The sequence below is a fragment of the Pseudonocardia ailaonensis genome, from assembly GCF_039531635.1.
Lineage (GTDB): Bacteria > Actinomycetota > Actinomycetes > Mycobacteriales > Pseudonocardiaceae > Pseudonocardia > Pseudonocardia ailaonensis.
The window spans coordinates 331,453-355,716 of sequence record NZ_BAAAQK010000005.1 but is presented as its reverse complement, the minus strand read 5'-3'; the positions used below and the strand labels follow the sequence as shown (position 1 = coordinate 355,716).

Sequence of the window (24,264 nt, the reverse complement as noted above, 5' to 3'; positions counted from 1 at the left end):
CTGGTCTCGACGCCACCCCCGGCACCCGGTAATACGGATGCATGAACGAGCGGACGGCCGTGATCTTCGACTTCGGCGGCGTGGTCACCACGTCGCCGTTCGAGGCCTTCAACCGGATGGAGGCCGAGCGCGGCCTGCCCCACGACCTCGTCCGCCGGATCAACACCCTGAACCCGGACGGCAACGCCTGGGCCCTGTTCGAGCGGGCCGAGATCGACGCGGACACCTTCGACGTCGTGTTCGCCGAGGAGGCCCGCGCCCTCGGCTACGAGCTCCCCGGCCGGGACGTGCTCGCCCTGCTCTCCGGCGACCTCCGGCCGCGCGTGGTCGAGGCGATCGACCGGCTGCGCGCCGACGGCTATCGGCTCGGCTGCATCACCAACAACATGCCGACCGGGCACGGCGCCCAGATGTCCGCCACCGCCGCGAAGGCGCAGGCGATCGCGGACGTCATCGCACGGTTCGACCACGTCGTGGAGAGCAGCAAGGTCGGCGTGCGCAAGCCCGATCCGCGGATCTACGGCCTGGCGTGCGACGGCCTGGGCGTCCGGCCCGAGCAGTGCGTCTACCTCGACGACCTGGGCATCAACTGCAAGCCCGCCGCCGCGCTGGGCATGAGGGCGATCAAGGTGACCGGCGAGGACCAGCTGCTGCGGGACCTCGCCGCGGCCCTGACCTAACGCGGCAGGCCGAGCTTGCGCGCACAGGCGGGCCAGGCGCCGTAGCCGCCGCCCCGCGCGTCCCGCATCTTGGTCGCGACCGCGATCTGCTGCTCCCGGGTGGCCTGGTGCGGCAGCGGCGCGTACTGCGTGCCGCCGTAGGCCCGCCAGGTGGAGGCGTCGAACTGGATGCCGCCGTAGTAGCCGTTGCCGGTGTTGATGGCCCAGTTCCCGCCGGACTCGCACTGCGCGAGCTTGTCCCAGACCGCGCCGTCGGAGATCGCCGGGACCTCGGGCTTGGTGTCGTTCGTACCGATCTTGACGATCTTCGGCTTCGGCGGGGTGCTGACGCCGGCGCGGATCTGCTCCCGCCGGACCTCCTGGCCGTTCTGCACGTGCACCCGCATGATCACGGTCTGCTCGCCGGGCTTGCCCGGGTCCACGACCTGCTTCTGCCCACGGGGCAGGTCCGGGTCCTCGATCTCCTGCACCGGCGCGTCGGTCTTGCGGACCTCGACGACCTCGCCGACGCCGTTGCGCACGATCTGGACGGCCAGGCCGTCCGTGACGGGGGTGTCGCTGCTCGGCACGGACACGTCGTTCGGGCCGAGCGAGATGCCCTTGTCCGCGAGCAGGCCCGCAACCGTCCCGGCGTTGGTGGTCAGCTGTTGCGGGGCGCCGGTGCCGTCCGTGAGCGTGACGGCGCGGGTGACCTCGATGCGCACGTCCAGCCCGTTCATCGGGATGGCGGTGTCCGGCGCGAGCGACATCTGGATCGGCTTGACGTTCACGCCGAGGCCGGCGAGCGCGTCCTGCACCGACGACGCGGTGGTCCAGACGTTGCGGGTCTGGTCGCCCTCGGTGAGCGTCAGCATCCGGGCCCGGTTGACGATCACCTGGTCGCCGCTGGCCAGCCGGGTCGCCGGAGCGGGCTCGACGCGGTCCTGCGGCGAGGTCGAGACGCCGGCGGCCGCGAGGACGCCCTGCACGTCGCCCGCGAAGGTGTGCAGCGTGCGGTCGTGCCCGTCGACGGTCACGGTGATCGACTTGTCCATCGCGAGCGCGGAGGCGCTGCCGCCCACCAGGACGAGGAGCACCGCGAGGACGAGGGCCCGGCCGCCGACGCCGCCGGACCGGCGGGTGGTGGCCCTGCGGGGCTCGGGGAGCCGCCGGGCCGGCTTCGCGACCGGCTCGGCGATCGACTCGGCGGCCTCGGGCTGCCCGGCGAGTCCCGCGGGAACGTCGGGGACGTCGGGGAGGACCGGGATCGCCTCGGTCTCCGGCTCCACCAGGTCGACGACCGGGGCCGGGGCGGGAGCAGCAGCCGGGACGACGGGAAGGGCGCCGGTCTCCGGCTCGTCCACGGCGGGCAGGGCCACGACGGGAGCCGCGACGTCCGGGGCGGAGATCCGGCCGGTGTTCTCGGTGATCCGCGGCAGGTCACCGGTGGGGGTCTCGTCGAACCAGCGGCCCGGCTCCAGCGTCGGCGGGTCGAGCGCCGGGCGCTCCACCGGACCTGCGGGGTTCAGCCCGGTCCGGTCCAGCACCCAACGGTTCGCCGACGCCCGGTCGAGGGCCGCCCGGCCGGAGGCCGCGCCGTCGAGTGCCGCCCCGAGCCCAGTGCGCGTGAGGTCCCGCGGGACCTCACGCGGCACGACCGGCAGGGGCGCGGTGAAGGGCTCACCGGGGAGCGCCGGATCCGGCCCCTGCTCGCGGAGCTGCGCCTCGGCGTCCTCCCACCAGGAGCCCGGGACGTACTCCGCGGCCTCGTCCGACGCGTCGTCGGTGGCCTCGTCGTACTCGAGCCAGGGTCCCGCGGGAGCCCCGTCGACGGCCTCGGGCCGGTCGACGGGCTCCAGTCCGAGGCGCACTCGGACCGCGCGGCGTCGCGCGCGCGCAGAAACGTCGACCACTGGCATCCAGACGCTCGTCGGACCGGGCAGGAGGTGACGTCGCGACGGTGACCGTGCATCGGGGAGCACACGGTCACACGTCGCGCCGCCGATGCTGGGGAGCGGCCCCATCCCGGCTGGGCGATCACGGAACCGTAACGGGCTGCGACGTTCGGGGACGGCTCACGACACGCGGCCAGCGCCGAACGGCGCCGTCCCTACGCCGAGCGTGATCTCGTTCCGCCGGATGCGGGACGCGGATCGACGGGCGGTAGGCCCGAGAGGCCGAACACGCGCTCCGCGTTGCGCTCCGTGACCGACGCGAGCGTGTCCGCGTCCGACCCGCGGAGCTCCGCGAGCCCCCGCACCGTCCACGGCAGGCAGTACGGCTCGTTGGCGCGGCCCCGGTTCGGGTGCGGGGTGAGGAACGGCGCGTCCGTCTCGACCAGCACCAGCTCGTCCGGCGGCACCACGGCGGCCTCCCGCAGCGCCCGGGAGTTCTTGAACGTGACGGGCCCGGCGAAGGACAGCACGTAGCCGGCGTCGGCACACTCCCGGGCCATCGCGGCGTCGCCGGAGAAGCAGTGGAACACCACCGTCTCCGGGGCGCCCTCCTCGCGCAGGATCCGCAGGACGTCCGCGTGGGCGTCCCGGTCGTGGATCATCAGCGGCTTGCCGAGCCGCTTGGCGAGGTCGATGTGCCAGCGGAACGCGGCCTGCTGGGGTTCGGGCGGCGAGTAGTCCCAGTAGTAGTCCAGCCCGGTCTCCCCGACCGCCACCACGCGGGGATCGGCGGCGAGCCGCTCGATCTCGGCGAAATCGTCCTCGGTGACGGCGGCGGTGCGGGTCGGGTGCAGGGCGACGGCGGCGACCACGCGGGCGTCCCAGTGCGCCGCCTGCACGACCCAGCGGGCGGCCGGGAGGTCGTCGGCGACGGTGACCGCGCGGGTGACCCCGACGGCGGCGGCCCGGTCCATCGCCGCGGCCACATCGGACGCGTCGGTGCACCCGCACGCGTCGAGATGGGTGTGCGCGTCCACAGTGGGCGAACCCAGCGGCTCGGGCGGCTCCGGCCGCTCCCGCCGCGTCATACCCTCCCCCACCCACGCGTCATGGATCCATGACGCGCGAATCGGGGACCGGAAATCGCGTTATGGATCCATGACGCGAGCAGGGTGGCGCTCACTTCTGGATGGGGGCCCACTCCGGGCCGTCCTCGCCGAGGCTCGGGTCGAGCTTGGCGAACAGCGGGCTGGGCTTGCGCAGGGGCTTGCCCACGTCGATGGGACGGGACTCCCACACGGCCTGCTGCTCCGTGTAGTCGCCGGTCAGGACCGTGTAGTCCGGGCCGTCGCCCAGGTCCTCGACGGACTTGAGCTCCGGCTGCGCGGACCAGACACCCTCGCCGCCCAGCGCCTCGTGCACCTGCTGCGAGGCGTGCGGGAGGAACGGGGTGAGCAGCGTGTTCGCGTCGGACACCACCTGCAGCGCGGTGTGCAGGATCGTGTCCCGGCGGTCCGGGTCGTCCTTGCGCTTCCACGGCTCCTGATCGGAGATGTACTTGTTGGCGGCACCCACGACCCGCATGGCCTCGCTGATCGCCTGCTTGAACCGGTTGCGGCGCAACAGGTCCCCGACGGTGTCGAAGCTCGCCCGGGAGATTGCGAGCAGCGCGGCGTCGTCCGCGTGCGGCGCCACCGGCTTCGGGATCGCCCCGACGTTCTTGTGCGCCATGGAGACCGAGCGGTTCACCAGGTTGCCCCACTCGTTGGCCAGCTCGAAGTTCGTGCGCCGCACGAACTCCTCCCAGGTGAAGTCCGTGTCCTGGTTCTCCGGCCCGGCGACGGCGATGAAGTAGCGCAGCGCGTCCGGCCCGAACTCGCGCAGGAAGTCCCCCACGTAGATCACGGTGCCGCGCGAGGTGGAGAACTTCGAGCCGCTCATCGTGAGGTACTCCGACGACACGATCTCGTTGGGCAGGTTCAGCGTGCCGTAGGTGCCGGGCTCGCCGCCACGGTCGCCCTGACCGTTGTGCCCCAACAGGATCGCCGGCCACATCACCGAGTGGAAGGTGATGTTGTCCTTGCCCATGAAGTAGTAGCCCTGGGCGGCGGGATCGGTCCACCACTCCTTCCAGGCGTCCGGGTCCGGGCCGCGGCGCGCCCACTCGACCGACGCCGAGAGGTAGCCGATCACCGCGTCGAACCACACGTAGATGCGCTTGAGCGGATTGTCCGACCACCCGTCGAGCGGCACCGGGACGCCCCAGTCCAGGTCGCGGGTGATGGCGCGGGGCTTGAGGTCGTCGATCAGGTTCGCCGAGAACTTGAGGACGTTCGGCCGCCAGTCCGTGCGCGTGGACAGCCACTGCCCCAACGACTCCGAGAACGCCGGCAGGTCGAGGAAGAAGTGCTCGGTCTCGACGAACTTCGGCGTCTCGCCGTTGATGCGCGACCTCGGGTTGATCAGGTCCGCGGGGTCGAGCTGGTTGCCGCAGTTGTCGCACTGGTCGCCGCGCGCGCCGTCGTACCCGCAGATGGGGCAGGTGCCCTCGACGTAGCGGTCCGGCAGGGTGCGGCCGGTCGACGGGCTGATCGCGCCCATCTGCGTCTTCGAGACGATGTACCCGTTCTTGTACAGCGACCGGAAGATGTTCTGCGTGACCTCGTAGTGGTTCGTGGTCGTGGTGCGCGTGAACAGGTCGTAGGACAGGCCGAGCCCCTGCAGGTCCCGGGTGATCACGCCGTTGTACTTGTCCGCGAGCTGGCGCGGGGTGAGACCCTCGGCGTCCGCCTGCACCTGGATCGGCGTGCCGTGCTCGTCCGTGCCGCTGACCATGAGCACCCGGTCGCCCGTCATTCGCCGGAAGCGGCTGAAGACGTCGGAGGGCACACCGAAGCCGGAGACGTGGCCGATGTGCCGGGGGCCGTTGGCGTAGGGCCACGCCACGGCGGTCAGCACGGAGGAACTCATGTGACCAGCGTAGGCCGCGAGCGGAACGGGGTTTCCCCCGCCCGGGATGCTCCGTCCGGTCTACCGTGTCCCCCCATGGATCGAAGGGCGGCGCTGCTCGACGCCGGGCTGCAGCTGTGGGCGGACACCGGCTGGGCCGCCGTCACCGTCCCGGCGCTGTGCGCGGCCAGCGGACTGTCCGCGGACGACGTCACGGCCGAGTTCGACTCCGCCGAGGACCTCCTCTGCGAGGTCTTCGACGACGGCACGGAGGAGCGCGCCGCCGAGGTGCTCACGGCGATGGAGGCGGCCGGGACGAACCGGTTCGCGCAGATCAGGGCCGCGCTCGAGGCCGTCGCGACCTGCCTGGACCGGGACCCGCGGCACGCCGTCGTGCTGGTCGAGGCCGTCGGCTGCCCCGCCCTGCGGGCCCGGCGCCGGGCCGCCAACCGCGGGTTCGCCGCCGTGATCGGCGCCGAGACGCTGAGACTGCACAACCCGCCGTCGCCGGAGGAGGTCAGCGCCGCCGCGCAGTTCTGCCTGGGCGGCCTCGCCGAACTCGTCCTCGCCTGGCAGGACGCGGGCTCGCCCGTCGACCGCGAGCTGCTCGTGGAGCACGGCGCCAAGCTCTTCGAGGCCTCCCTGCTCGCCCGCTGACCGGCGCGCTCACGCGCCGGATTCGTCCGGGTTACCGTGGTCGGGTGAACGTGGAGGTCACTCCCCTGCCGGGGATCGGTGTGCGTAAGGACTTCGCGCTGCGCAACGGGCGGCGCATCGGCGTCGTGACGCATCGCGACGGCCGCACCGATCTCATCGTGTCCAAGTCCGACGACCCGGACGCCTGCCTCGCCGAGCTGCCGCTCACGGCGGACGAGGCCTCGGCGCTGGCCAACCTGCTCGGGGCCCCGCAGCTCGTGGCGCGGCTCGACGAGGAGCTCCCCGGGGTGCGCACCAAGCAGCTCCCGGTGCTCGAGGGCAGCCCCTACGACGGCCGCACGCTGGGCGACACCGCCCTGCGCACCCGGACGAGCGTGTCGGTGGTCGCGGTGATGCGCGCCGGCCACGCCCATCCGTCCCCCACGCCCGACTTCACCCTGACCGCCGGGGACCTGCTGGTCACCGTCGGCACGTCCGAGGGGCTCGACAACGCCGTCAAGATCCTCAAGAACGGATAGCCCGTGGACCACACCGCGCTCGAACTCCTCGAGCTCGGCGCCGTCTTCTTCGGGCTCGGCCTGCTGGGCAGGTTGGCGGGGCGGATCGGGCTCTCCCCGATCCCGCTGTACCTGATCGGTGGCCTCTGCTTCGGGCAGGGCGGGCTGATCCCGCTCGGCGACATCGGCGAGTTCACCTCGCTGGCCAGCGAGGTCGGCGTCGTCCTGCTGCTGTTGCTGCTCGGGCTGGAGTACTCGGCCGCCGAGCTGCTCACCGGGCTGAAGCGCTCGTGGATGGGCGGCATCGTCGACATCGTGCTCAACGCCGCACCCGGCGTGGCGGTGGCGCTGATCCTCGGCTGGGGTCCGGTCGGCGCGATGGTGATGGGCGGCGTGACGTACATCAGCTCGTCCGGGATCGTCGCCAAGGTGCTGTCCGACCTGGGCCGCCTCGGCAACCGCGAGACGCCGGTCGTGCTGTCGATCCTCGTGTTCGAGGACCTCGTGATGGCCCTCTACCTGCCCATCCTCACCGCGCTGCTGATCGGCGTGACGTTCCTCGGTGGGCTCGAGGCGGTCGGGATCTCGCTCGCGGTGATCGCCGTCGTCCTGGTCGTGGCGCTGCGCTACGGCCGGTACGTGTCGATGATCGTCGACTCGCCGGACCGCGAGGTCTTCCTGCTCAAGGTGCTCGGCGCGGCACTGCTGGTGGCCGGGTTCGCCTCGGCCCTGCAGGTGTCCGCGGCGGTCGGGGCCTTCCTGCTCGGCATCGCGATCTCCGGCTCCACCGCCCACAACGCGACCCGGCTCCTGGAGCCGCTGCGGGACCTGTTCGCGGCGGTGTTCTTCGTGGTCTTCGGGCTGAACACGGACCCCCGCGAGATCCCGCCGGTGCTGGCCTGGGCGGTCGTCCTGGCCCTGACCACCACCCTGACCAAGATCGCGACGGGCTGGTGGTCGGCGAAGCGGCAGGGCATCGGGAAGCTGGGCCGGGCCCGGGCCGGTGCGGCGCTGATCGCGCGCGGGGAGTTCTCCATCGTCATCGCCGGGCTGGCGGTGTCCTACGCGGCGGTGCCGGACGAGCTCGCCGCCCTGGCCACGGCCTACGTGCTGCTCATGGCGGTGCTCGGGCCGATCGCGGCGCGGTACGTCGAACCCGTGGCACGGGCCCTGCAACGCAGAACGGCCCCCAGCCCCGCAACCAGCTGACCCGTGAGTGGCGATAGTCGCCATAGCGATGATCGCCACTCACGACACGCTTCGCGAACGGTGTACGCTAAATAGGCGAACGCTGATCGCGAAGGAGGGACCATGTACGCGTCGAACGGTGCGGTGGAGATCGCCTACGACGACCTCGGGGGTGCCGGCGGCGAGCCGTTGCTGCTGGTCATGGGCCTGGGCGCCTCCCGGGTCTGGTGGCCGGCGGGGTTCGTGTCGGCGCTGGTGGCCGGCGGGTTCCATGTCGTCGCCTACGACCAGCGGGACTCGGGCGAGTCGACCCACTTCACGGACGCCCCGACCGTCAGCCCCCTCGCCGGACTGTTCCGGCGCAGGGCCGTCGCCTACACCGCCGAGGACATGACGGACGACGCGATCGCGGTCATGGACGCGGTCGGCTGGGACTCCGCGCACCTCTTCGGCCACTCGCTCGGCGGCCTGCTCACCCAGCGGATCGCGCTGCGGCACCCGGCCCGGGTTCGGACGATCACGGTGTCGGCCTCGATGCCGAGCGACACCCGGGGCCTCGCGCAGCTGCGGTACGTGCAGCTCAGGTTCGTGAAGTTCGCGGCGGGACTGGGCACGGAGGACCACGTGGCCTCGGGCGTCGCGCTGTCGCGGTACATCTCGTCGCCGGGCTATCCGTTCGACGAGGAGCACGCCCGGCAGGCCGTCGAGCGGGAGATCGCCGTGTCCGCCGGGATCCAGGACGCCGGGGCGCAGGGCCGGCAGACGGGGGCACCGTGGAGCGGGGGCCGGCTCCGCGAGATCGCGGCGCCGACGCTGGTCCTGCACGGGGAGCAGGATCCCGTGGTGCAGGCGTCGGCGGCCCGCACGACCGCCGCCGCGATCCCGGGAGCGAGGCTCGTGACCTTTCCCGGGGTGGGCCACGACCTCCCGGCCGCCCTCTGGCCGAGGATCACCGAGGAGATGAAGGCCCTGGTCAACACTCGTGAGTGGCAATAGTCGCCAGAGCGACCATTGCCACTCACGGGGACTGGAGGACGGCGTTGTACAGCTCCCGGGTGGAGACGCCCGCCGCCTTGGCCACCTCCGCGGCGGCGGCCTTGAGGCGCTCCCCGTCCGCGACCCGCTCCTGCACCGCCCCGACCAGCGACTCCAGGGACGGTGCGCCCGTGGACGCCGCGCCCGCCAGCACCACCGTGATCTCGCCCTTCACGCCGGCGTCCGCCCAGTCGGCCAGCTCCGGGAGGGAGCCCCGGCGGACCTCCTCGTAGGTCTTGGTCAGCTCCCGGCACACCGCCGCGGCGCGGTCGGGGCCCAGGATCTCGGCGCCGATCCGCAGTGTGTCGGCCAGCCGGTGCGGGGACTCGAAGAACACCGCCGTGCGTGGCTCGGCGGCGAGCTGGGTGAAGAACCGGCGCCGCTCGCCGTCCTTGCGCGGGGCGAAGCCCTCGAAGCAGAACCGGTCGCAGGGCAGTCCCGAGAGGACGAGCGCGGTGGTCACCGCGGACGGGCCCGGCAGGCACGTCATCGGCAGGTCCTCCGCGGCCGCGGCCGCCGCCAGCCGGAACCCGGGATCGGAGACCGACGGCATGCCCGCGTCCGTGACCACCAGGACCGTGCCGCCTTCGCGCACGGTTTCGAGCAGGCGGGGCATCCGGGCGATCTCGACCGAGTCGAAGTGGCTGACGATCTTCCCGGTGATGGTGACGTCCAGGGCGGCGGCGAGCGCACGGATCCGCCGGGTGTCCTCGGCGGCCACGACGTCCGCGGTGGCCAGCGCCTCGCGCAGCCGGGGTGAGGCGTCGCGGGCGTCGCCGAGCGGGGTGGCGGCGAGAACGAGCATGGGGCTGAGCCTACGATCGACCGGTGACCGTGCGGCGGGCCGACCGGATCGTGACCGACGAGGCGGACGTCCCGGGTACCGCCACCGTCGGCATCCCGCCGCCGCTGCAGCCCCCCGTGCCCGATCCCGTCGTCCGGCTCGGGCCGCCGATGCCCGCGGACCGGGCGCGCGGCTGGATCCTCGCGATCACCCTGGCCGTCCTCGGCGGGGTCCTGCGCTTCGCCGGCCTCGGCTACCCCACGGACTCGGGCACCCCGGTCTTCGACGAGAAGCACTACGTCCCGCAGGCCTGGCAGATGCTGCGCAACGGCGGCGTCGAGGACAACCCGGGGTACGAGCTCGTCGCCCATCCGCCGCTGGGCAAGCAGCTCATCGCGCTCGGCGAGTGGATCTTCGGCTACGACTCGGTCGGCTGGCGGGTGGCCGCGGCGCTCTGCGGCACGCTGATGATCCTGATGATCGTCCGGGTCGCGCGCCGGCTCACCCGCTCCACGCTGCTCGGCGGCATCGCCGGGGTGCTCCTGATCTGCGACGGCGTGTCGCACGTGCAGTCGCGCATCGGGATGCTGGACATCTTCCAGGCCTTCTTCGTGCTCGCCGCGTTCTGCACGCTCGTCCGGGACCGCGACGACGTGCGGGACCGGCTCGCGGGCGCGCTCGACCGGATCGGCGAGTCGCCCTTCGGGCCGCGTCTCGGCGTCCGCTGGTGGCGGCTGGGCACCGGCGTGCTGCTCGGCATGGCGTGCGGGGTCAAGTGGTCCGGCATCTACTGGGTCGCGTTCTTCGGCGTCCTCGTGCTGGTCTGGGACGCGACGGCGCGCAAGGCCGCGGGCGTGGAACGGCCCTGGGTCGGGGCGCTGCGCCGCGACCTGCTCCCCGCGCTGTGGGCGCTGCTCCTCGTGCCCGTCCTGACCTACTTCGCCTGCCTGTGGGCGTGGTTCGGCAGCGAGGTGGGGATCGACCGGCACGCCGTCGGCAACCAGGTCGGGACGGGCGGGAGCTGGTCCTTCATCCCCCCGGCACTGCGCTCGCTCTGGTACTTCAGCGGCCACGTGCTCGCGTTCCACGAGAGCCTGGACACCCCGGTCGGGCACCCGCACCCGTGGGAGTCGAAGCCCTGGACCTGGCCGATGGGCCTGCGCCCGATGCTATACTACTACGAGTCGAACGCGTCGGTGGGCGGCTGCGGCAGCTCCGAGTGCACCAGCGCGGTGATGCTGGTCGGCACCCCGGCGCTCTGGTGGCCGGCGATCCCGGTCCTCGCCTGGGGGATCTGGCGGGCGGTCACGAAGCTGGACTGGCGCTACGCCGCCGTGCTCGTCGGCTACGCCGCGGGCTTCCTGCCGTGGTTCGTCAACATCAACCGGCAGATGTACTTCTTCTACATGACGCCGGTGGCGCCGTTCCTCGTGCTGGGCACCGTGCTCGTCATGGGGGACGTGCTGGGACGCGCGCGGCGGGCCTCGTCCGAACGGCGGCGGACCGGCCTGCTGGTGGTGGGGCTGTGGGTGGGGCTGGTCGTCGCCAACTTCGCCTGGCTGTGGCCGATCCTCGTGGGCCTGCCCATCACCCCGGCCCACTGGCAGGCCGAGCTCTGGCTCCCGTCCTGGCGGTGAGCCTCAGGCGCTCATGGCCACACTCGCGCCGACGGCCATCACGACGCTCGCCAGCTGCACCGGGCTGAGCCTCTCGCGCAGGACCATCCGGGCGAGCAGGACCACCGCGACCGGGTAGAGCGAGACGATCACGGCGGTGACCCCCAGCGACCCGCTCCGCGTCGCCAGCAGGAAGAACACGTTCGCCGCCGAGTCGAGCACGCCGCTCACGATCATCAGCCAGGGGCGGCCGGGCAGCCCGGGCCGACGGATCGCCGCGAGCAGCAGCAGGAGGGCGACGGATCCGACCCGGCCTGCGACCAGCGGCCACAGGCCCGAGTCGGCCGGCGTCAGGTCCAGCAGCACGAAGAACAGCCCGAACCCGCAGCCCGAGGCGAGCCCGAACAGCACGCCCGACAACGCCGCCCGTTCGCGGCGGGACCCGCCGGTGGCCAGCACGATCGCCAGCAGCGCGACGACCATCCCGGCGATCGTCAGCGGACCCGGACGACTCCCGCGCACGACGTCGACCAGCAACGGGAGCCCCGCGGCGACCACCGCGGACAGCGGCGCCACCGCGCCCATCGGGCCGACGGACAGGCCGCGGAAGTACAGCAGCAGGCCGGAGGCACCGGCCAGCCCGGCGAGCACCCCGACGCCCGCCGCGCCCGCGCTGAACGTCCCCGGCAGCAGCAGGACCGCGGGGACCAGGACGGTCAACCCGGAGAGCTGGGCGACGGCCGTGACCGTGAGGACCGGGGCGCGCCGGGCGGCGAGCCCGCCCGCGAAGTCGGCGAGACCGTAGGTCGCCGCGGAGGGCAGGGCGAAACCGGCGGACATCAGCGAGGTCCAGCAGAATGGACGAGCAGGATCACGTCAGTGGACTGTACGGAGCGTCCAACAGAATGTCCATCGAGGTACGGCATGATGGACCTCATGCAGTCCCCCGACGCCGTCGCCACCGCGATCGGCCGCAACGTCCGCGCCCTGCGCCGGCAACGGCGCATGACGATCGAGGCGCTCGCCGCCGCCGCCGGCGTCAGCCGGGGGACCGTGATCCAGATCGAGACGGCGCGCGGCAACCCGTCGATCGGCACGCTGGTCCACCTGGCCGAGGCCCTGCGGGTCGGCGTCACCTCCCTCGTGGACGGCGATGCCTCACCCCGCGTCGTCGTCCGCCGGGCCGAGCAGGCCGTGCCGCTGTGGAGCAACGAGACCGGGAGCACCGCGGTGTTCCGGATCGGGACGGACCCGCCGGACGTCGTCGAGCTGTGGGAGTGGACGCTGCAGCCGGGCGACGCCTTCGACGGCGAGGCCCACGCGACCGGCACCACGGAGGTGCTGTCCGTCCTCTCCGGCCGCCTGGGACTGCGGGTCGGGTCGACGGAGCACGAGCTGGCCGAGGGCGACACGGTGATGTTCCAGGCCCACGCCCCCCACCGCTACGCCGGCGCCGGCCCCGATCCCGTCCGCTTCACGATGGTCGTCCTGCAACCGGGGGACGCCGGTCTGGTCCCGCCCAGCGCGATCGCGCCCGCGGAGCCGGATCCCCCGAACTGACGAAGTCCGCGCTCCCGCGCAACGCTCCATCCGGCCCCGCCGACAGTCCTGGCGTGCGGCCGGACGGCCGTAGCCAGAACGGCCACAAGGAGCAGCGACGATGGCGCGACGGACCGACCGGACGCTCGCGGCGCTCGCGATGGGCGCTGTGGTCGCCGGCCTCGTCACGACCGTGCCGGGCGCCGCGGCCTCCGCGGCCGGAGCGGCACCGGCCGTCGTCGGCCACGTGCTGGCGCCGGCGGATCCGCAGGTCGGCGGCTTCGACGTGGCGGCCCCGCTCAGCGCGGCGGTCGTGGCCGCGAGGAGCCGGGCCACGGTCGTCGCCACGCCGCGGCCGGCTCCCCGCCCGCGCGTGCCGACCACGGTCCGGGCTCAGCGGGACTCCGTGGGCGAGGCCGCTCTCCGTGCCTGCACGGCCCAGACCGGCATGACCCGCGCCGAGTGCATCGCCGACGCGAAGGCCGGCAACGCGAGCTAGGAGCGCGCGGAGATGCTCCGGCCGAAGCGAGCGACGTCCTGGTGGGGGCCTCGCGCAACGCCGCGAGGGCGCCGGCTGGGCGGCGCGCAGTATGCCCGAGCTTCGGCACGCACTTAGCAGCCGTCGAGGCGCAGGGGGCGGTGGACCGGGTCGACCGCGAGGGTCACCGGGCTCACCGTCGAGCGGTAGCCGCAGCCACCGCTCCCGATCACCTCGACCGTCGTGTCGCCGGCGAAGCGGACGTCCCGCGGCGCGGCGCCCTCGCTCAGCCCGACCCACACCGGCGAGTCCTGGGTGAGCAGGCCCGAGCCCGCCCGCAGCCGCACCGAGTAGGTGGGGCCGTCCACCGCGATCGTCTGCACCTCGACGATCGCCAGCCGCAGCCGCGAGCCCGGCGGGCCGGGAACCTCCCGGATCACCGACAGCCCCGGCGAGATCACGATGGACGCCCAGGTGAAGGCGCCCCACACCAGCACCACGAGCCCGCCGGCGACGGCGACCAGCGCCCGCGCGAGCCGCCTGGTGATCGCGAGCGCGATCCAGACGGTCAGGAGCACGACCCCCAGCCCGACCGTGATCCCCGCGAACCACGGCGCGACGAGCAGGTGGAACGGGTCGACGACGGCGAACGCCGCCACGGCGGCCACCACGAGGGTCACGACGGCGAGGGTGGGGTGGCGGATCACGCCCTCAGTCTCCGACGGGTTCCGCCTGCGGCCGCGGGCCGGGGTGCTTGCGCCAGACCAGTGCGTACCGCCACATCGGCAGCAGCCGCCATCGCGCACCCGGCAGCTCCGCCAGCGCAACCCGCTTGACCTGGGCATACGTGTGCGCCGGCGGCCAGATCATCGGCGCGGTGTGCTCCCAGAACGTGTGCCGCCGCCTCAGGTACCGGTGCTGCACGGCCCCGACGACCTGCATCAGCGCCTCGGGTGGGCGGGAAATCCGGGCGACCCCGATCGTCACGACGACGCCACCCGGCGCGGTCAGCTCGGCGAAGCGCCGGAACGCCTGGGCGAGATCCGGCAGGTGGTGGACGGTGGCCACGGAGGCGACGACGTCGAACGATCCCGGCGCGAGATCCTGGGTCAGGACGTCGCCCTGCACCCAGTGGACGGCCGGGTCCTCGCGCCGCGCTCCACGGAGAACGTCCGCGTCGCGGTCGATGCCCGTGACCTCGGGAACGATCTTCCTCAGGTCCACGGCGAGCAGCCCGTTCCCCGTGCCCACGTCCAGGGCGGTGCGGGCGCCGACGGGGACGGCGTCGAGCACCACCCGGTGATAGTGGATGTTGTGGTTCCAGCGCTCCACTAGAGCGCGGCCGCCGCGGGATCGGTCGGGAGCAGCGAGTACATCACCACGTCGATCCGCTCACCCCGCACGAGGAGCCGCTGCCGCAACGTCCCCTCCGCGGTGAAACCGGCCGCCTCGGCCACCCACGCCGACGCCCGGTTCCCCGGGTCCACCACCAGCTCGACCCGGGCCACCCCGGCCTCGCGCAGGCACCAGCGGACGACCGTGCGGAGCGCATCGCTGGTCAGCCCCCGACCGCGGGCCGCCGCACCCGTCCAGTACCCGATGTGGGCCACGCCGTCGCGGACCCCGTGGGCGCCGATGCACCCCACCGGCTCGCCCCCACCCCCGTCGAGCACCGCGAACACCGGATCACCCTTCGCCCAGGCCTCGGGTACGAACTTCCCGACGAAGGCCTCGGCGTCCTCGTGCCGGTAGGGCGACGGAAGCGTGGTCCACCGCTGGATCTCGGGATCCTGACAGAGCGCGAAGACGGTCTCGACGTCGTCGGACGCCCACGGCCGGAGCCGGACCCGGGCACCCTGCAGAGTCGGCTGGCTCACGAGAACAGTCTGCCCGAGAACACGAACGGCCCGGCACCCACGAGGGGAACCGGGCCGGCACCATGCCGAAGTAGCCGACCACTGCGTTGGGGTCCCGGCGCTCCGGCGCCTGGCCGACGACGTCGATCTCGTCGTTCTGCCGATCGACCGCTCCTGTCGTTCCTGGCACTGCTGCTGATAGCGGTACTTCGCCTGCTCGAACCGCCGGAGCCGCTGCTGCTCACGACCAGCCTTCTGACGAGGAAGCGGCGACAAGTCAGTTCTGGTCTCGCTGGGGTAGATGCGCCTGCGGTCTCAGGGGCGGAAGGTCATGTCCCCCGGCGCCAGGGATTGATCAGGTCGACCCCGGTACCGTCGAAGTCCTTGGTGTTGCGAGTGGCGAGTCGGTGTCCTCGAGCCAGGCAGATGGCGGCGATCTGGGCGTCGGCCATCGCGATGGGGCGACCGAGCCGTTCCCGGCCAACCACGATCTCCGCATATCGCGTGGAGGCGTCCGAGTCGAAGGGCTCGACGCGTCCCGCCAGGTCCTCACCCAACACACCTTCGATCGCCCCGACGAGCATCGTCCGGCGCTGACCCGTGGGCAGCCGCGCGACGCCGTATCGCAGTTCCGCGGCGGTGACGGCTGTTGTGGCGAGCTCCGATGCCGGTGTCGTGTCCAGCCAGGCCAGGACGACGGGATCCGGATCCGCCCTCATCAGCTCCGAGAGGACATTGGTGTCGAGCACGATCATGTGTCGAGGTCGGCAGCGCGGGGTCGGTCGGGAGCCCGCGCGAACTCGACGTCGTCACCAGCGATGTCGGCGAAGCGGGCGTGGACACGACTCCCCCAGCCGGTTGCCGCCGGCTCGGGAGCTCGGAGCTGCTCCTCCAGGATGGCCCGTACCTCGGCTTCCATCGAGCGGCCATGACGGGCCGCCCTGATACGCAACAGGGCGTGCAGATCAGCCGCCAGGCCGCGCACGGTCAATGTCGCCACGAGCCCTCCTCAAAGCAGTGCAAGCAATGCTAGCACTGCCAGCGCCAGGCGCGCGCATACCAACCGCTGCTCACACCAAACGGCCCGGCACCCACGAGGGGAACCGGGCCGGGTGACGAGGAGTGGAGCTGAGGGGAATCGAACCCCTGACCTTCTCGATGCGAACGAGACGCGCTACCAACTGCGCTACAGCCCCAGGCCTGCAGGCCTTCCGGCCGTGCAGGAGGAACCTTATCAGCCGCTATTCGCCCACCGCACGGCGGTAGGCGGTTGCCGGCCTGCCGGTCCCGACGGCGAGCTCGTCCTCGTCCTCGTCGACGTCCACCAGCTGCGTTCCCGCAGGCAGCGGAGGTGGCGGGGCCGGCTCGAGGCGGGGTAGCGCGGGCTCGAAGGAGTCGTCGGGCGCCTCCCCCACGGTGCGGCGGCGGGCCGGGAGCACGCCGATCGGCTCGCCGGTGCCGCGGACCCGCTCGGGTTCGCCGTCGTCGGCGGTCCAGTCCTCGGGATCGTCGGCGTCGGACTCGTCGGAGTACTCGTCGTCGTACTCCAGCTCGTCGGCCTCGTACGCGCCGGCCTCCTGGCCCTTCCGGGCCCACTCGTCCAGCTCGGGATCGTCCGCGGCCGAGGCACGCCGGGTGCCGGCCATCCGGGCGGCCCGCCGGGCGCGGATCGACTCCTCCATCCGCACCTGGCGGCGCAGGTAGGCCAGATATCCGACGAGCGCGAGGTCGACCAGGCCGTGCACCCACCAGAAGGCGGCCGAGGCGAACAGCGCCACGCCGGCGGTGACCACGGCCAGGACCAGCAGCCCGACCACCACACGCTGACGGAACCCGTAGCGCGCGCGGGCGGCCAGCGCGGCGGCCTCGGCGTCGAACCCGCCGCGGCCGGGACGGAAGGCCGCGGGCGGCCGCTCCCAGCGGCGCTCCTCCGCGACCGGCCGGTCGCCCTCGTCCAGCTCGTCGATCTCGTCCAGCTCGTCGAGTGCCTCGATGTCGTCGAGGTCCTCGGCGTCGTCGACCTCGGGCTCGTCCGCGTAGTCCTCGGCCGCCTCGACATCGTCGACGTCATCGATCTCGTCGTCGCGGTCGAGGTCGTCGAGATCCGGGCGTTCGTCACGCAGCTCGGGATCGGGCCCCGAGTCTCCGTCGCGCGCCGCCGGCACGCTCGCCGTCGATCCGGTCCGGGTCGCGACGGCGCCGCCGCGCGGCTCGTCCCGCTCGTCGTCCGTGTCCATCCCGTACACCTCCAGGGTCCGGTTCCGCACCGGTCGCGCCAGCACGCGCCCGGAGAGGGCGGCCTCGCTCGGCCGCACCACCTCCTGCTGCCGGCGGGCGACCGCGGGGACGAGGATCAGCAGCCACAGCACCACCAGGCCCGCGAAGATCAACGAGCTGGGCACGGCGGCCTCCTCCCCCGAAACGGCGCAGTCCCGGGCGGAGCTCGCAGAGCCAAGATCACGCCCGGACTCCCCACGGTAGTGAGCACGAACGTGGGAATCCGACAGCGACGCGCCGTCATCACGCCGTTGCGCGTGTTTCTGCCGGGACGAGTGTGACTATCGGTGTACGGGTGAGCACACCGTGTCGATCAGGCCCGTGACGCCCTGCCTTCGGCCACCAACCGGGCCGTCAATCCACCCGGAGGGAGCTCCTCCTGGGTGAGCGCGAAGCACAGATGGTCGCGCCACTCGCCGTCGACATCGAGATAGCGACGGAACAGCCCCTCCTCGCGGAACCCGAGCTTCGCGAGCACCCGCAGGCTGGGCCCGTTCTCCGGCCGGACGGTCGCCTCCAGCCGGTGCAGGCCGACCGGCCCGAAACAGTGGTCGACGGCGAGGGCGACCGCCGCCGTCGTCACCCCGAGTCCGTTGAGCCGCGCGTCGCACCAGTAGCCGACGTACGCCGACAGCAGCGGCTCCCGGATCACGTTGCCGATCATGACCTGGCCGGCGAGCCTGCCGTCCACGGTGATCGCGAACGGCAGCGCCGCCCCGCGCCGGGCGGCGCCGCGCAGCAGCCACCAGCGACCGGGCCACTCGGCCGGCGAGTTGCGGCGGGCCCAGCCACCCGGCGTCGAGGGCTCCCAGGGGATGAGGTTCTTCTCGTCCCGGATCCGGATGTCCGACCACGCCCCGCCGTCGCCGAGCTTGACCGGGCGCAGCTCGACCTGCCGCCCGGAGACGGTCAGCGGCCCGAGCCGCGTCGGCCAGCCGGGATGGCGCCCGGCGTACTCGGGCAGCGAATGGGCCACCTCTACCGGCGTGCGGACAGCAGCGCCACGTCGACCTGCTCGTCGACGGTGACGTCCGTGGCGCCCTCGGGCACCGTGATCATGGCGTTCGCCTCGGCCAGCGTGGCCAGCAGGTGGGTGCCACCGGTGGCCAGCGGCTGCACGAGGTAGTCCCCGGAGGAGACCTCGCGCAGCAGCCGTCCCCGCAGGTAGGAGCGCCGACCCTCCGGGGAGGAGACGGGCGAGGTGAGCCGCGCGGACACGGTCCGGCGGTGCGGCTCGGTGATGCCCAGGCCGAGCCGGATCAACGGCCGGACCAGCACCTCGAACAACACCAGCGCTGTCGCCGGGCTCGACGGGAACAGGAAGGTGGGCACCGAGTCGCGCCCCAGCCGTCCGAACGCCTGCGAGGAGCCGGGGGACATCGCGACGCGCGTGGCGTCGACCTCGCCGAGCCCGGCGAACGCGGCCTTGGCCTCGGCACCCGAGCTGCCGCCCGCGGCCCCGCAGATCACCACGAGCTCGCTGAACGGCAGCAGGTCCTCGACGGCCGAACGCAGCTCCCGGGCGTCGCTGCGCACGAGCCGGGGCGGGCGGGGGATCTCGGCGCCGGCCTCCCGGGCGGCGGCCGCGATCGCGTACGAACAGACGTCCGGGACGTGGCCGGCCGAGGCCGCGCGCGAGACGTCGACCAGCTCGTCCCCCATGGAGACGACGGACAGCCGCGGCCGCGGATGGACCAGCACCTTGTCCCGGCCGGCGGCGGCGAGCAGCGCGATCTGCGCGGCGCCGATCACCGTGTCCCGGTGGACGGCGACGTCGCCGGGCTGCACGTCCTCGCCGATCCGGCGGACGAAGGCCGCCGACGGCACGCCGCGGTCCACCCGCAGCCGCGCCGAGCCGCCGTCCGTGAAACCGGCGGGCAGCACCGCGTCCGCGAGGGTGGGCAGCGGCGCGCCGGCCGAGACCTTGACCGCCTGGCCGGGCTGCAGCCGCAGCGGCTGCCGGGACCCCGCGGGGATCTCACCGACGACCGGCAGGTCGGGCGGGCCCTCACCGTTCCCGGCGACGTCGACGCTGCGCACCGCGTAGCCGTCGATCGCCGCCTGGTCGAAACCGGGCAGCGCCCGGGAGGCCACGACCTCCTCCGCGCTGCGCAGGCCCTGGGCGTCGGAGATCGCGACCCGGACCGGCGCCGGACGCACGGCGATCTCCAGCACCCGCTTGAGCTGCTCGTCGACACTGCGCACGGGCGTCAGTTTTCCAGGCGTTCGGCCAGCCAGGTGCGCAGCGACGCGCCGTAGTCCGGGTGCTGGAGGGCGAAGTCCACGAACGCGCGCACGTATCCACCCGGGTTGCCGAGGTCGTGCCGGCCCCCGCGGTGGACGACGATGTGCACCGGATGCCCCTCGTCGACGAGCAGCTGCACGGCGTCCGTGAGCTGCAGCTCGCCGCCGGCACCGGGGGTGATCCGGCGCAGCGCGTCGAAGATCGCCCGGTCCAGGACGTACCGCCCGGCCGCCGCGAACGTCGAGGGCGCGTCCTCGGCGGAGGGCTTCTCCACCATGCCGTGGACCTGCTTGACGTCCGGGTCGTCCGTGTCGCTGACGTCGAACACCCCGTACGGCGAGATCTCGGCCTTGGGGATGTCGAAGGCGCACAGCACGCTGCCGCCCTTCTCCGCGCGGACCGCGATCATGCGGTTCAGCACGCCGGTGGGTAGCACGATGTCGTCCGGCAGCAGGACCGCGAACGCGTCCTCGTCCGCGTCGAGCGCCGACTCGGCCTGCGCGACGGCGTGCCCGAGGCCCTTGGGCTCGTACTGGTAGACGGTCCGCACGTCGAGCAGGCCGGGGCCGCGGCGGACCTTGGCCAGCAGCGCGTCCTTGCCGCGGGCCTCGAGCGTCTTCTCCAGGTCCGGCGAGGCCTCGAAGTAGCCGGCCACGGACTCCTTGCCCGGCGACGTGACGATCAGCAGCTGGCGCGCACCGGCCTCGGCGGCCTCGGCGGCGATCAGCTCGACCCCCGGGGTGTCGACGACGGGCAGCAGCTCCTTGGGCACGGCCTTCGTGGTCGGGAGGAAACGGGTGCCCAGACCGGCGGCGGGGACCACGGCCGAGCGCAGGACGGAGGGCTGCGTCATCGGGCGAGCCTATCGGCGCCGGTAGCGTGCCCCGCGTGCAGCCGGACGAAGTACCCGGGACGGGCGCCCGCCATGACCGGATCCCCGCGCACGGGAAGGACGCGCTGCGGGCCCGGATCATCGCCGCGCGCCGCGCGCTGACGCCGGTCGCGCGCGCCGAGGCCGCGGAGTCCCTGCGCGGACACGTCCTGGAGCTCGCCGCCGACCTCGAGGACGGTCCGGTGTGCGCCTACCTCCCGATCGGCACCGAACCCGGTTCGGTGGAGCTCCTGGACTCGCTGCGGGCGACCGGCCGGTCGGTGCTGCTCCCGGTGGTACCCGCCCGGCCCGGCCCGCTGGACTGGGCGCCCTACCTCGGTGCGGGTGCCGTGGGGCCCGGGCCGCACCGCCTCCTCGAGCCGACGACCGCGCGGTTGGGACCGGCCGCGCTGCGAACCGCCGTGCTGGTCCTGGTGCCCGCGCTGGCCGTGGACCGCCGCGGCAACCGGCTCGGCCGGGGCGCCGGCTACTACGACCGGACGCTCGGTGCCGCGACCCGCGGCACGCTGCTGGCCGCGCTGCTGCACGACGGCGAGCTGCTCGACGACCTGCCCGCGGATCCGCACGACCGGCCGGTCGCGGCCGTGGTGCAGCCCTCGTCCGGCACCCTTGCGCTGGGGAACAACTCGCGGCCGTGACGGGTTATGCTGGCACTCGCTCACCCAGAGTGCCAGTTCGCGGAGGATCACGTGCCGACCTACCAGTACGCCTGTACCGAGTGCGACCACCGGTTCGAGGCAGTGCAGTCGTTCTCGGAGGACGCTCTCACCGAGTGCCCCGCTTGTGGCGGCAAGCTGCGCAAGGTCTTCTCCTCCGTGGGCATCGTGTTCAAGGGCAGCGGCTTCTACCGCACGGACAGCCGTTCGGGCTCGAGCAGCGTCACCTCGGCCAACGGCTCGTCGGAGGGCTCCTCGTCGACCTCCTCCTCGGACTCGGGTTCCTCGAGCACCAAGACCGAGTCGAGCAGCAGCTCCTCGAGCTCGTCCTCCGGATCCTCGTCCTCGTCATCCTCCTCCAGCGCGCCGGCGGCCGCGGCTTCCTGAGGCCGCCGGGGCGGGAGTTGTCCACACCCCGCCCGATCCATCCACAGGTTCGAGATGCACCGGTCCGGGAGCGCCGCGGTCGCCTAGCGTCCGCCGCATGACGACCACGCGACCGGCCGGCGCCGCCTCTACCGACGAGCGCACGCCCGGGCTCCAGGGCGCACTCGGCGCGGTGCTGGGCCGGGCCCGATGGCGGCGCGGGCTCCTGCTGCGCCGAGCCGGTGCCCTCGCACTGCTCCTCCTCGCCGCCGTCCTCGCGGTCCGGCCCTCCGCCTCCGACGCGGTCGAGGTGGTCGTCGCCGCGCGTGACCTCGCGCCGGGCCGGGTGATCGCGCCGGGCGACCTGACGGTCCGGACCTGGCCGAGTGACGTGGTCCCGTCGGGTGCCGTCGCCACCGGGGTGGCCGAGGGCCGTGTCCTCGCCGGCGCGCTGCGAGCCGGGGAGCCGGTCACCGACCTGAGGCTCGCCGGACCCGCGCTCGCCGCGGCCGCCGCGGGCGTCCCGGATGCCGCGGGCGTCCCCGTGCGGCTCGCCGACGCGGACGTCGCCGCCCTGCTCTCCCCGGGGACCCGGGTCGACGTCGTCACGGCGGCACCCGCGGGCGGGGCACCGACCGTCCTCGCCGCGGCGGCCGTGGTGCTGACCGTGCTCGAACCCGGGGCCGGGCCCGCCGGGAGCTCCACCCGGGGGCGGTTGGCGCTGGTCGCGCTCCCGCGCGATCTCGCGACTCGCGTGGCCGCTGCCTCGCTCTCCGACCAGGTCGCCGTTACCCTGCGCTGACGTCAGCGATCTTCAGTGTCGAGATCTCCAGTGCCGAAAGGGCCGTGCCCGGCCACAGAGGGGGAACCGTGCTCAAGGGTTTCAAGGACTTCATCCTGCGCGGGAACGTGGTCGACCTCGCGGTCGCGGTCGTCATCGGCGCCGCGTTCACCGCCATCGTCACGGCGTTCACCGGCGGCATCATCGAGCCCCTGCTCAACGCGATCACGCCACCGGACGTGCCCGCCCTCGGCATCCAGCTGCAGGACGGCAAGCCCAGTACACTGATCAACTTCTCGACCGTCATCACCGCGGCGATCAACTTCGTCATCGTCGCGGCGATCGTCTACTTCGTCTTCGTGCTCCCCATCCAGACGATCAAGAACCGGCGCAAGCGCGGCGAGGAGCCGGGCCCGTCGGAGCCGACGGACGTCGAGCTTCTGTCCGAGATCCGGGACCTGCTCAAGGCGCAGGCCGCCGGACAGGGCGACGGCAAGCACCAGGCCTGACCGGCCGTCAGTCGTCCCGGTCGTGGTGGGGCGGCCGGTTCGTGCGGTACCACTCCTCGTCCCGGCCGCCGCCCTCACCGGCGCGGGCGGGTTCGTCGAGCTCGTCGCTGGTCACGTCCGGCATCGTGTCGCCGAAGATCTCGGCCAGCCGTCGACGCTCCCGCTCCGTGGGTCCCGGCCCGCTCTCCGCCATCCCCCCATGGTGCACCAGCCTGTGCCCGGCCGACGTCAGGGCCGGATCGGTGCCACCATGGAGGCTTCGTCGGGTGACCACACCGGAGGAACGGGGACCTCATGACCTGGCAGGACACCATCAAGGATCTCGTCGACAAGGCGAAGCCCTACATCGACGAGGTCGAGAAGAAGGCCGGCCCGTACCTGGACAAGGCGCAGGAGAAGGCCGGGCCGTACGTCGACCAGGCGCGCGAGAAGGCCGGCCCGCTGCTGGAGAAGGCCGCCCGGAAGGTCGACGAGGCCACCGGCGGCAAGTACAGCGACCAGATCGGCTCGGTGACGAGCAAGGTCGGTGAGGCGCTGAGGAAGGACGAGCCGACCCCGCCCCCGGCGCCCGGACCGACGGGGGCCGGACCCTCGAGCACCGGGCCGACCCACGCCGGGCCGACATCTGCCCCACCCACGCCGCCTGCTCCGCCCACAGCGACCGGAGAGCCCACCACCCCGGCGCCGCCGAAGCCCACGCCGCCGAGCACCGCCCCCGACCCGGACGAGCCCGGTCCCACGCCGTCGTCGGGCACCGCACCGGGAGCCTGACCCGGGGTCGGCTGCCGGACGGCGCACGGGTTCGACCCGACCCCCGGGGCCGGACCTGCGGGCCCGGCCCGGGGAGGGCTCAGCCGGCCTCGAGGCCGGAGAGCTCGCCGATCACGTGCGCGACCAGCGGCGACAGCGTGGCCATCCCGTCGCGCACCGCGGAGCGTGAGGACGCCAGGTTGACCACCAGGGTGCTCCCCGAGATGCCGACCAGGCCTCGGGAGAGCCCGGCGTCGACCGCGCCCGCGGCGAGCCCGGAGGCCCGCAGCGCCTCGGCGATGCCCGGGATCGGACGGTCCAGCACGCCGGCGGTCGCGTCCGCGGTGACGTCCCGCGGGGACACGCCGGTCCCCCCGACCGTGATCACGAGGTCGACGCCGCCGATCACGGCGGTGTTGAGCGCGTTGCGGATGGCCACCGCCTCGCCCGGGACGGTGATCGCGCCGTCCACGACGAACCCGGCCTCCTGGAGGAGCTCCGCCACGAGCGGGCCGGTGCGGTCCTCGACTTCGCCGTGGTTCACCCGGTCGTCCACGATCACCACGAGGGCACGGCCGAGTTCCGGGTTCGCCATCTCCATGGGCTCACCGTAGTCGGGCCATCACCGACGATCT

General features: G+C 73.2%; 29 protein-coding genes and 1 tRNA gene. 13 read left to right on the top strand and 17 right to left on the bottom strand.

The genetic code is table 11. The annotated features are described in order from the left end of the window. Positions 1–41: 41 nt before the first annotated feature. Entirely contained in the window at positions 42–680 is a 639-nt protein-coding gene (locus tag ABD324_RS10380; protein ID WP_344414969.1) for an HAD-IA family hydrolase, read from the top strand. Here ABD324_RS10380 and ABD324_RS10375 read toward each other — a convergent pair. The 3 genes from ABD324_RS10375 to metG all read right to left on the bottom strand — a co-directional run bounded on the left by ABD324_RS10375 (position 677) and on the right by metG (position 5,524). Continuing rightward, on the bottom strand, positions 677–2,530 hold the full coding sequence (locus ABD324_RS10375; protein ID WP_344414967.1) for a transglycosylase family protein: 1,854 nt from the start codon (positions 2,528–2,530) through the stop codon (positions 677–679). The two genes, ABD324_RS10380 and ABD324_RS10375, sit on opposite strands and share 4 nt — an antisense overlap. 239 nt (positions 2,531–2,769) lie before the next feature. After that, positions 2,770–3,642: a TatD family hydrolase gene (locus ABD324_RS10370; protein WP_344414966.1), complete on the bottom strand. Its 873-nt coding sequence runs from the start codon at positions 3,640–3,642 to the stop codon at positions 2,770–2,772. 91 nt (positions 3,643–3,733) lie between these two features. Further along, positions 3,734–5,524 carry a methionine--tRNA ligase gene (metG, locus tag ABD324_RS10365; protein WP_344414964.1) on the bottom strand — a complete coding sequence of 597 codons (1,791 nt, stop codon included), beginning with the start codon at positions 5,522–5,524 and terminating at the stop codon, positions 3,734–3,736. A gap of 75 nt (positions 5,525–5,599) precedes the next feature. On the opposite strand from metG, the gene ABD324_RS10360 reads away from it, so the two are divergent. From ABD324_RS10360 to ABD324_RS10345, 4 genes are all read left to right on the top strand, one after another. After that, on the top strand, positions 5,600–6,160 hold the full coding sequence (locus ABD324_RS10360) for a TetR/AcrR family transcriptional regulator (RefSeq protein ID WP_344414962.1): 561 nt from the start codon (positions 5,600–5,602) through the stop codon (positions 6,158–6,160). 44 nt (positions 6,161–6,204) lie between these two features. Continuing rightward, positions 6,205–6,678 (top strand): cation:proton antiporter regulatory subunit, encoded by a 474-nt coding sequence (locus tag ABD324_RS10355; protein ID WP_344414960.1) that lies wholly within the window; start codon positions 6,205–6,207, stop codon positions 6,676–6,678. A gap of 3 nt (positions 6,679–6,681) precedes the next feature. Beyond that, the gene (locus ABD324_RS10350) at positions 6,682–7,866 is read left to right on the top strand and encodes a cation:proton antiporter (RefSeq protein WP_344414958.1); all 1,185 of its coding nucleotides are present in this window, start codon (positions 6,682–6,684) and stop codon (positions 7,864–7,866) included. 102 nt (positions 7,867–7,968) lie between these two features. Continuing rightward, entirely contained in the window at positions 7,969–8,841 is an 873-nt protein-coding gene (locus ABD324_RS10345) for an alpha/beta fold hydrolase (RefSeq protein ID WP_344414955.1), read from the top strand. Positions 8,842–8,863: 22 nt separating this feature from the next. Here ABD324_RS10345 and rsmI read toward each other — a convergent pair whose 3' ends face one another. Next, entirely contained in the window at positions 8,864–9,685 is an 822-nt protein-coding gene (rsmI, locus tag ABD324_RS10340; protein WP_344414953.1) for a 16S rRNA (cytidine(1402)-2'-O)-methyltransferase, read from the bottom strand. 50 nt (positions 9,686–9,735) lie between these two features. Between rsmI and ABD324_RS10335 the strand changes: the two genes are divergently transcribed. Next, positions 9,736–11,301: a dolichyl-phosphate-mannose--protein mannosyltransferase gene (locus ABD324_RS10335; protein WP_425565842.1), complete on the top strand. Its 1,566-nt coding sequence runs from the start codon at positions 9,736–9,738 to the stop codon at positions 11,299–11,301. A gap of 3 nt (positions 11,302–11,304) precedes the next feature. Here ABD324_RS10335 and ABD324_RS10330 read toward each other — a convergent pair whose 3' ends face one another. Beyond that, on the bottom strand, positions 11,305–12,120 hold the full coding sequence (locus ABD324_RS10330) for an EamA family transporter (RefSeq protein ID WP_344414951.1): 816 nt from the start codon (positions 12,118–12,120) through the stop codon (positions 11,305–11,307). A gap of 96 nt (positions 12,121–12,216) precedes the next feature. On the opposite strand from ABD324_RS10330, the gene ABD324_RS10325 reads away from it, so the two are divergent. Beyond that, the gene (locus tag ABD324_RS10325; RefSeq protein WP_344414949.1) at positions 12,217–12,840 is read left to right on the top strand and encodes a helix-turn-helix domain-containing protein; all 624 of its coding nucleotides are present in this window, start codon (positions 12,217–12,219) and stop codon (positions 12,838–12,840) included. 100 nt (positions 12,841–12,940) lie between these two features. After that, the gene (locus tag ABD324_RS10320) at positions 12,941–13,318 is read left to right on the top strand and encodes a hypothetical protein (protein ID WP_344414947.1); all 378 of its coding nucleotides are present in this window, start codon (positions 12,941–12,943) and stop codon (positions 13,316–13,318) included. A gap of 113 nt (positions 13,319–13,431) precedes the next feature. Here ABD324_RS10320 and ABD324_RS10315 read toward each other — a convergent pair whose 3' ends face one another. From ABD324_RS10315 to ABD324_RS10270, 10 genes are all read right to left on the bottom strand, one after another. Further along, complete coding sequence (locus ABD324_RS10315; protein ID WP_344414945.1) at positions 13,432–14,004, bottom strand: hypothetical protein; 573 nt, start codon at positions 14,002–14,004, stop codon at positions 13,432–13,434. A gap of 4 nt (positions 14,005–14,008) precedes the next feature. Beyond that, the gene (locus ABD324_RS10310; protein WP_344414943.1) at positions 14,009–14,593 is read right to left on the bottom strand and encodes a class I SAM-dependent methyltransferase; all 585 of its coding nucleotides are present in this window, start codon (positions 14,591–14,593) and stop codon (positions 14,009–14,011) included. A gap of 35 nt (positions 14,594–14,628) precedes the next feature. Beyond that, complete coding sequence (locus tag ABD324_RS10305) at positions 14,629–15,174, bottom strand: GNAT family N-acetyltransferase (RefSeq protein ID WP_344414941.1); 546 nt, start codon at positions 15,172–15,174, stop codon at positions 14,629–14,631. A gap of 308 nt (positions 15,175–15,482) precedes the next feature. Continuing rightward, positions 15,483–15,908 (bottom strand): type II toxin-antitoxin system VapC family toxin, encoded by a 426-nt coding sequence (locus ABD324_RS10300; protein WP_344414939.1) that lies wholly within the window; start codon positions 15,906–15,908, stop codon positions 15,483–15,485. After that, a complete protein-coding gene (locus ABD324_RS10295; RefSeq protein WP_344414937.1) occupies positions 15,905–16,153 on the bottom strand; it encodes a FitA-like ribbon-helix-helix domain-containing protein in 249 nt (82 codons plus the stop codon). The genes ABD324_RS10300 and ABD324_RS10295 overlap by 4 nt, the downstream gene beginning before the upstream one ends. A gap of 123 nt (positions 16,154–16,276) precedes the next feature. Continuing rightward, positions 16,277–16,349, bottom strand: a tRNA-Ala gene (locus ABD324_RS10290). A 45-nt stretch (positions 16,350–16,394) separates the two neighbouring features. Next, complete coding sequence (sepX, locus tag ABD324_RS10285; RefSeq protein ID WP_344414935.1) at positions 16,395–17,555, bottom strand: divisome protein SepX/GlpR; 1,161 nt, start codon at positions 17,553–17,555, stop codon at positions 16,395–16,397. A 188-nt stretch (positions 17,556–17,743) separates the two neighbouring features. Further along, positions 17,744–18,406 carry a GNAT family N-acetyltransferase gene (locus tag ABD324_RS10280; protein WP_344414933.1) on the bottom strand — a complete coding sequence of 221 codons (663 nt, stop codon included), beginning with the start codon at positions 18,404–18,406 and terminating at the stop codon, positions 17,744–17,746. A 2-nt stretch (positions 18,407–18,408) separates the two neighbouring features. Then, positions 18,409–19,635, bottom strand: coding sequence for a molybdotransferase-like divisome protein Glp (gene glp / locus ABD324_RS10275; RefSeq protein WP_344414930.1), 1,227 nt, complete (start codon positions 19,633–19,635; stop codon positions 18,409–18,411). A gap of 5 nt (positions 19,636–19,640) precedes the next feature. Beyond that, positions 19,641–20,528, bottom strand: a complete 888-nt coding sequence (locus ABD324_RS10270; protein WP_344414928.1) for a UTP--glucose-1-phosphate uridylyltransferase — start codon at positions 20,526–20,528, stop codon at positions 19,641–19,643. Positions 20,529–20,563: 35 nt separating this feature from the next. On the opposite strand from ABD324_RS10270, the gene ABD324_RS10265 reads away from it, so the two are divergent. From ABD324_RS10265 to mscL, 4 genes are all read left to right on the top strand, one after another. Further along, positions 20,564–21,205 carry a 5-formyltetrahydrofolate cyclo-ligase gene (locus tag ABD324_RS10265; protein ID WP_344414925.1) on the top strand — a complete coding sequence of 214 codons (642 nt, stop codon included), beginning with the start codon at positions 20,564–20,566 and terminating at the stop codon, positions 21,203–21,205. Positions 21,206–21,256: 51 nt separating this feature from the next. Beyond that, positions 21,257–21,610 (top strand): FmdB family zinc ribbon protein, encoded by a 354-nt coding sequence (locus ABD324_RS10260; RefSeq protein ID WP_344414922.1) that lies wholly within the window; start codon positions 21,257–21,259, stop codon positions 21,608–21,610. A gap of 97 nt (positions 21,611–21,707) precedes the next feature. Then, positions 21,708–22,391 carry an SAF domain-containing protein gene (locus tag ABD324_RS10255; RefSeq protein ID WP_344414919.1) on the top strand — a complete coding sequence of 228 codons (684 nt, stop codon included), beginning with the start codon at positions 21,708–21,710 and terminating at the stop codon, positions 22,389–22,391. Positions 22,392–22,459: 68 nt separating this feature from the next. Then, the gene (gene mscL / locus ABD324_RS10250) at positions 22,460–22,879 is read left to right on the top strand and encodes a large conductance mechanosensitive channel protein MscL (RefSeq protein WP_344414915.1); all 420 of its coding nucleotides are present in this window, start codon (positions 22,460–22,462) and stop codon (positions 22,877–22,879) included. 7 nt (positions 22,880–22,886) lie between these two features. Here mscL and ABD324_RS10245 read toward each other — a convergent pair whose 3' ends face one another. Continuing rightward, positions 22,887–23,072, bottom strand: a complete 186-nt coding sequence (locus ABD324_RS10245; RefSeq protein WP_344414913.1) for a hypothetical protein — start codon at positions 23,070–23,072, stop codon at positions 22,887–22,889. Between the two features lie 101 nt (positions 23,073–23,173). Between ABD324_RS10245 and ABD324_RS10240 the strand changes: the two genes are divergently transcribed. Then, positions 23,174–23,650 carry an Rv0909 family putative TA system antitoxin gene (locus tag ABD324_RS10240; protein WP_344414911.1) on the top strand — a complete coding sequence of 159 codons (477 nt, stop codon included), beginning with the start codon at positions 23,174–23,176 and terminating at the stop codon, positions 23,648–23,650. 79 nt (positions 23,651–23,729) lie between these two features. Here ABD324_RS10240 and ABD324_RS10235 read toward each other — a convergent pair whose 3' ends face one another. Beyond that, on the bottom strand, positions 23,730–24,224 hold the full coding sequence (locus tag ABD324_RS10235; protein ID WP_425565841.1) for a MogA/MoaB family molybdenum cofactor biosynthesis protein: 495 nt from the start codon (positions 24,222–24,224) through the stop codon (positions 23,730–23,732). Positions 24,225–24,264 lie beyond the last annotated feature (40 nt).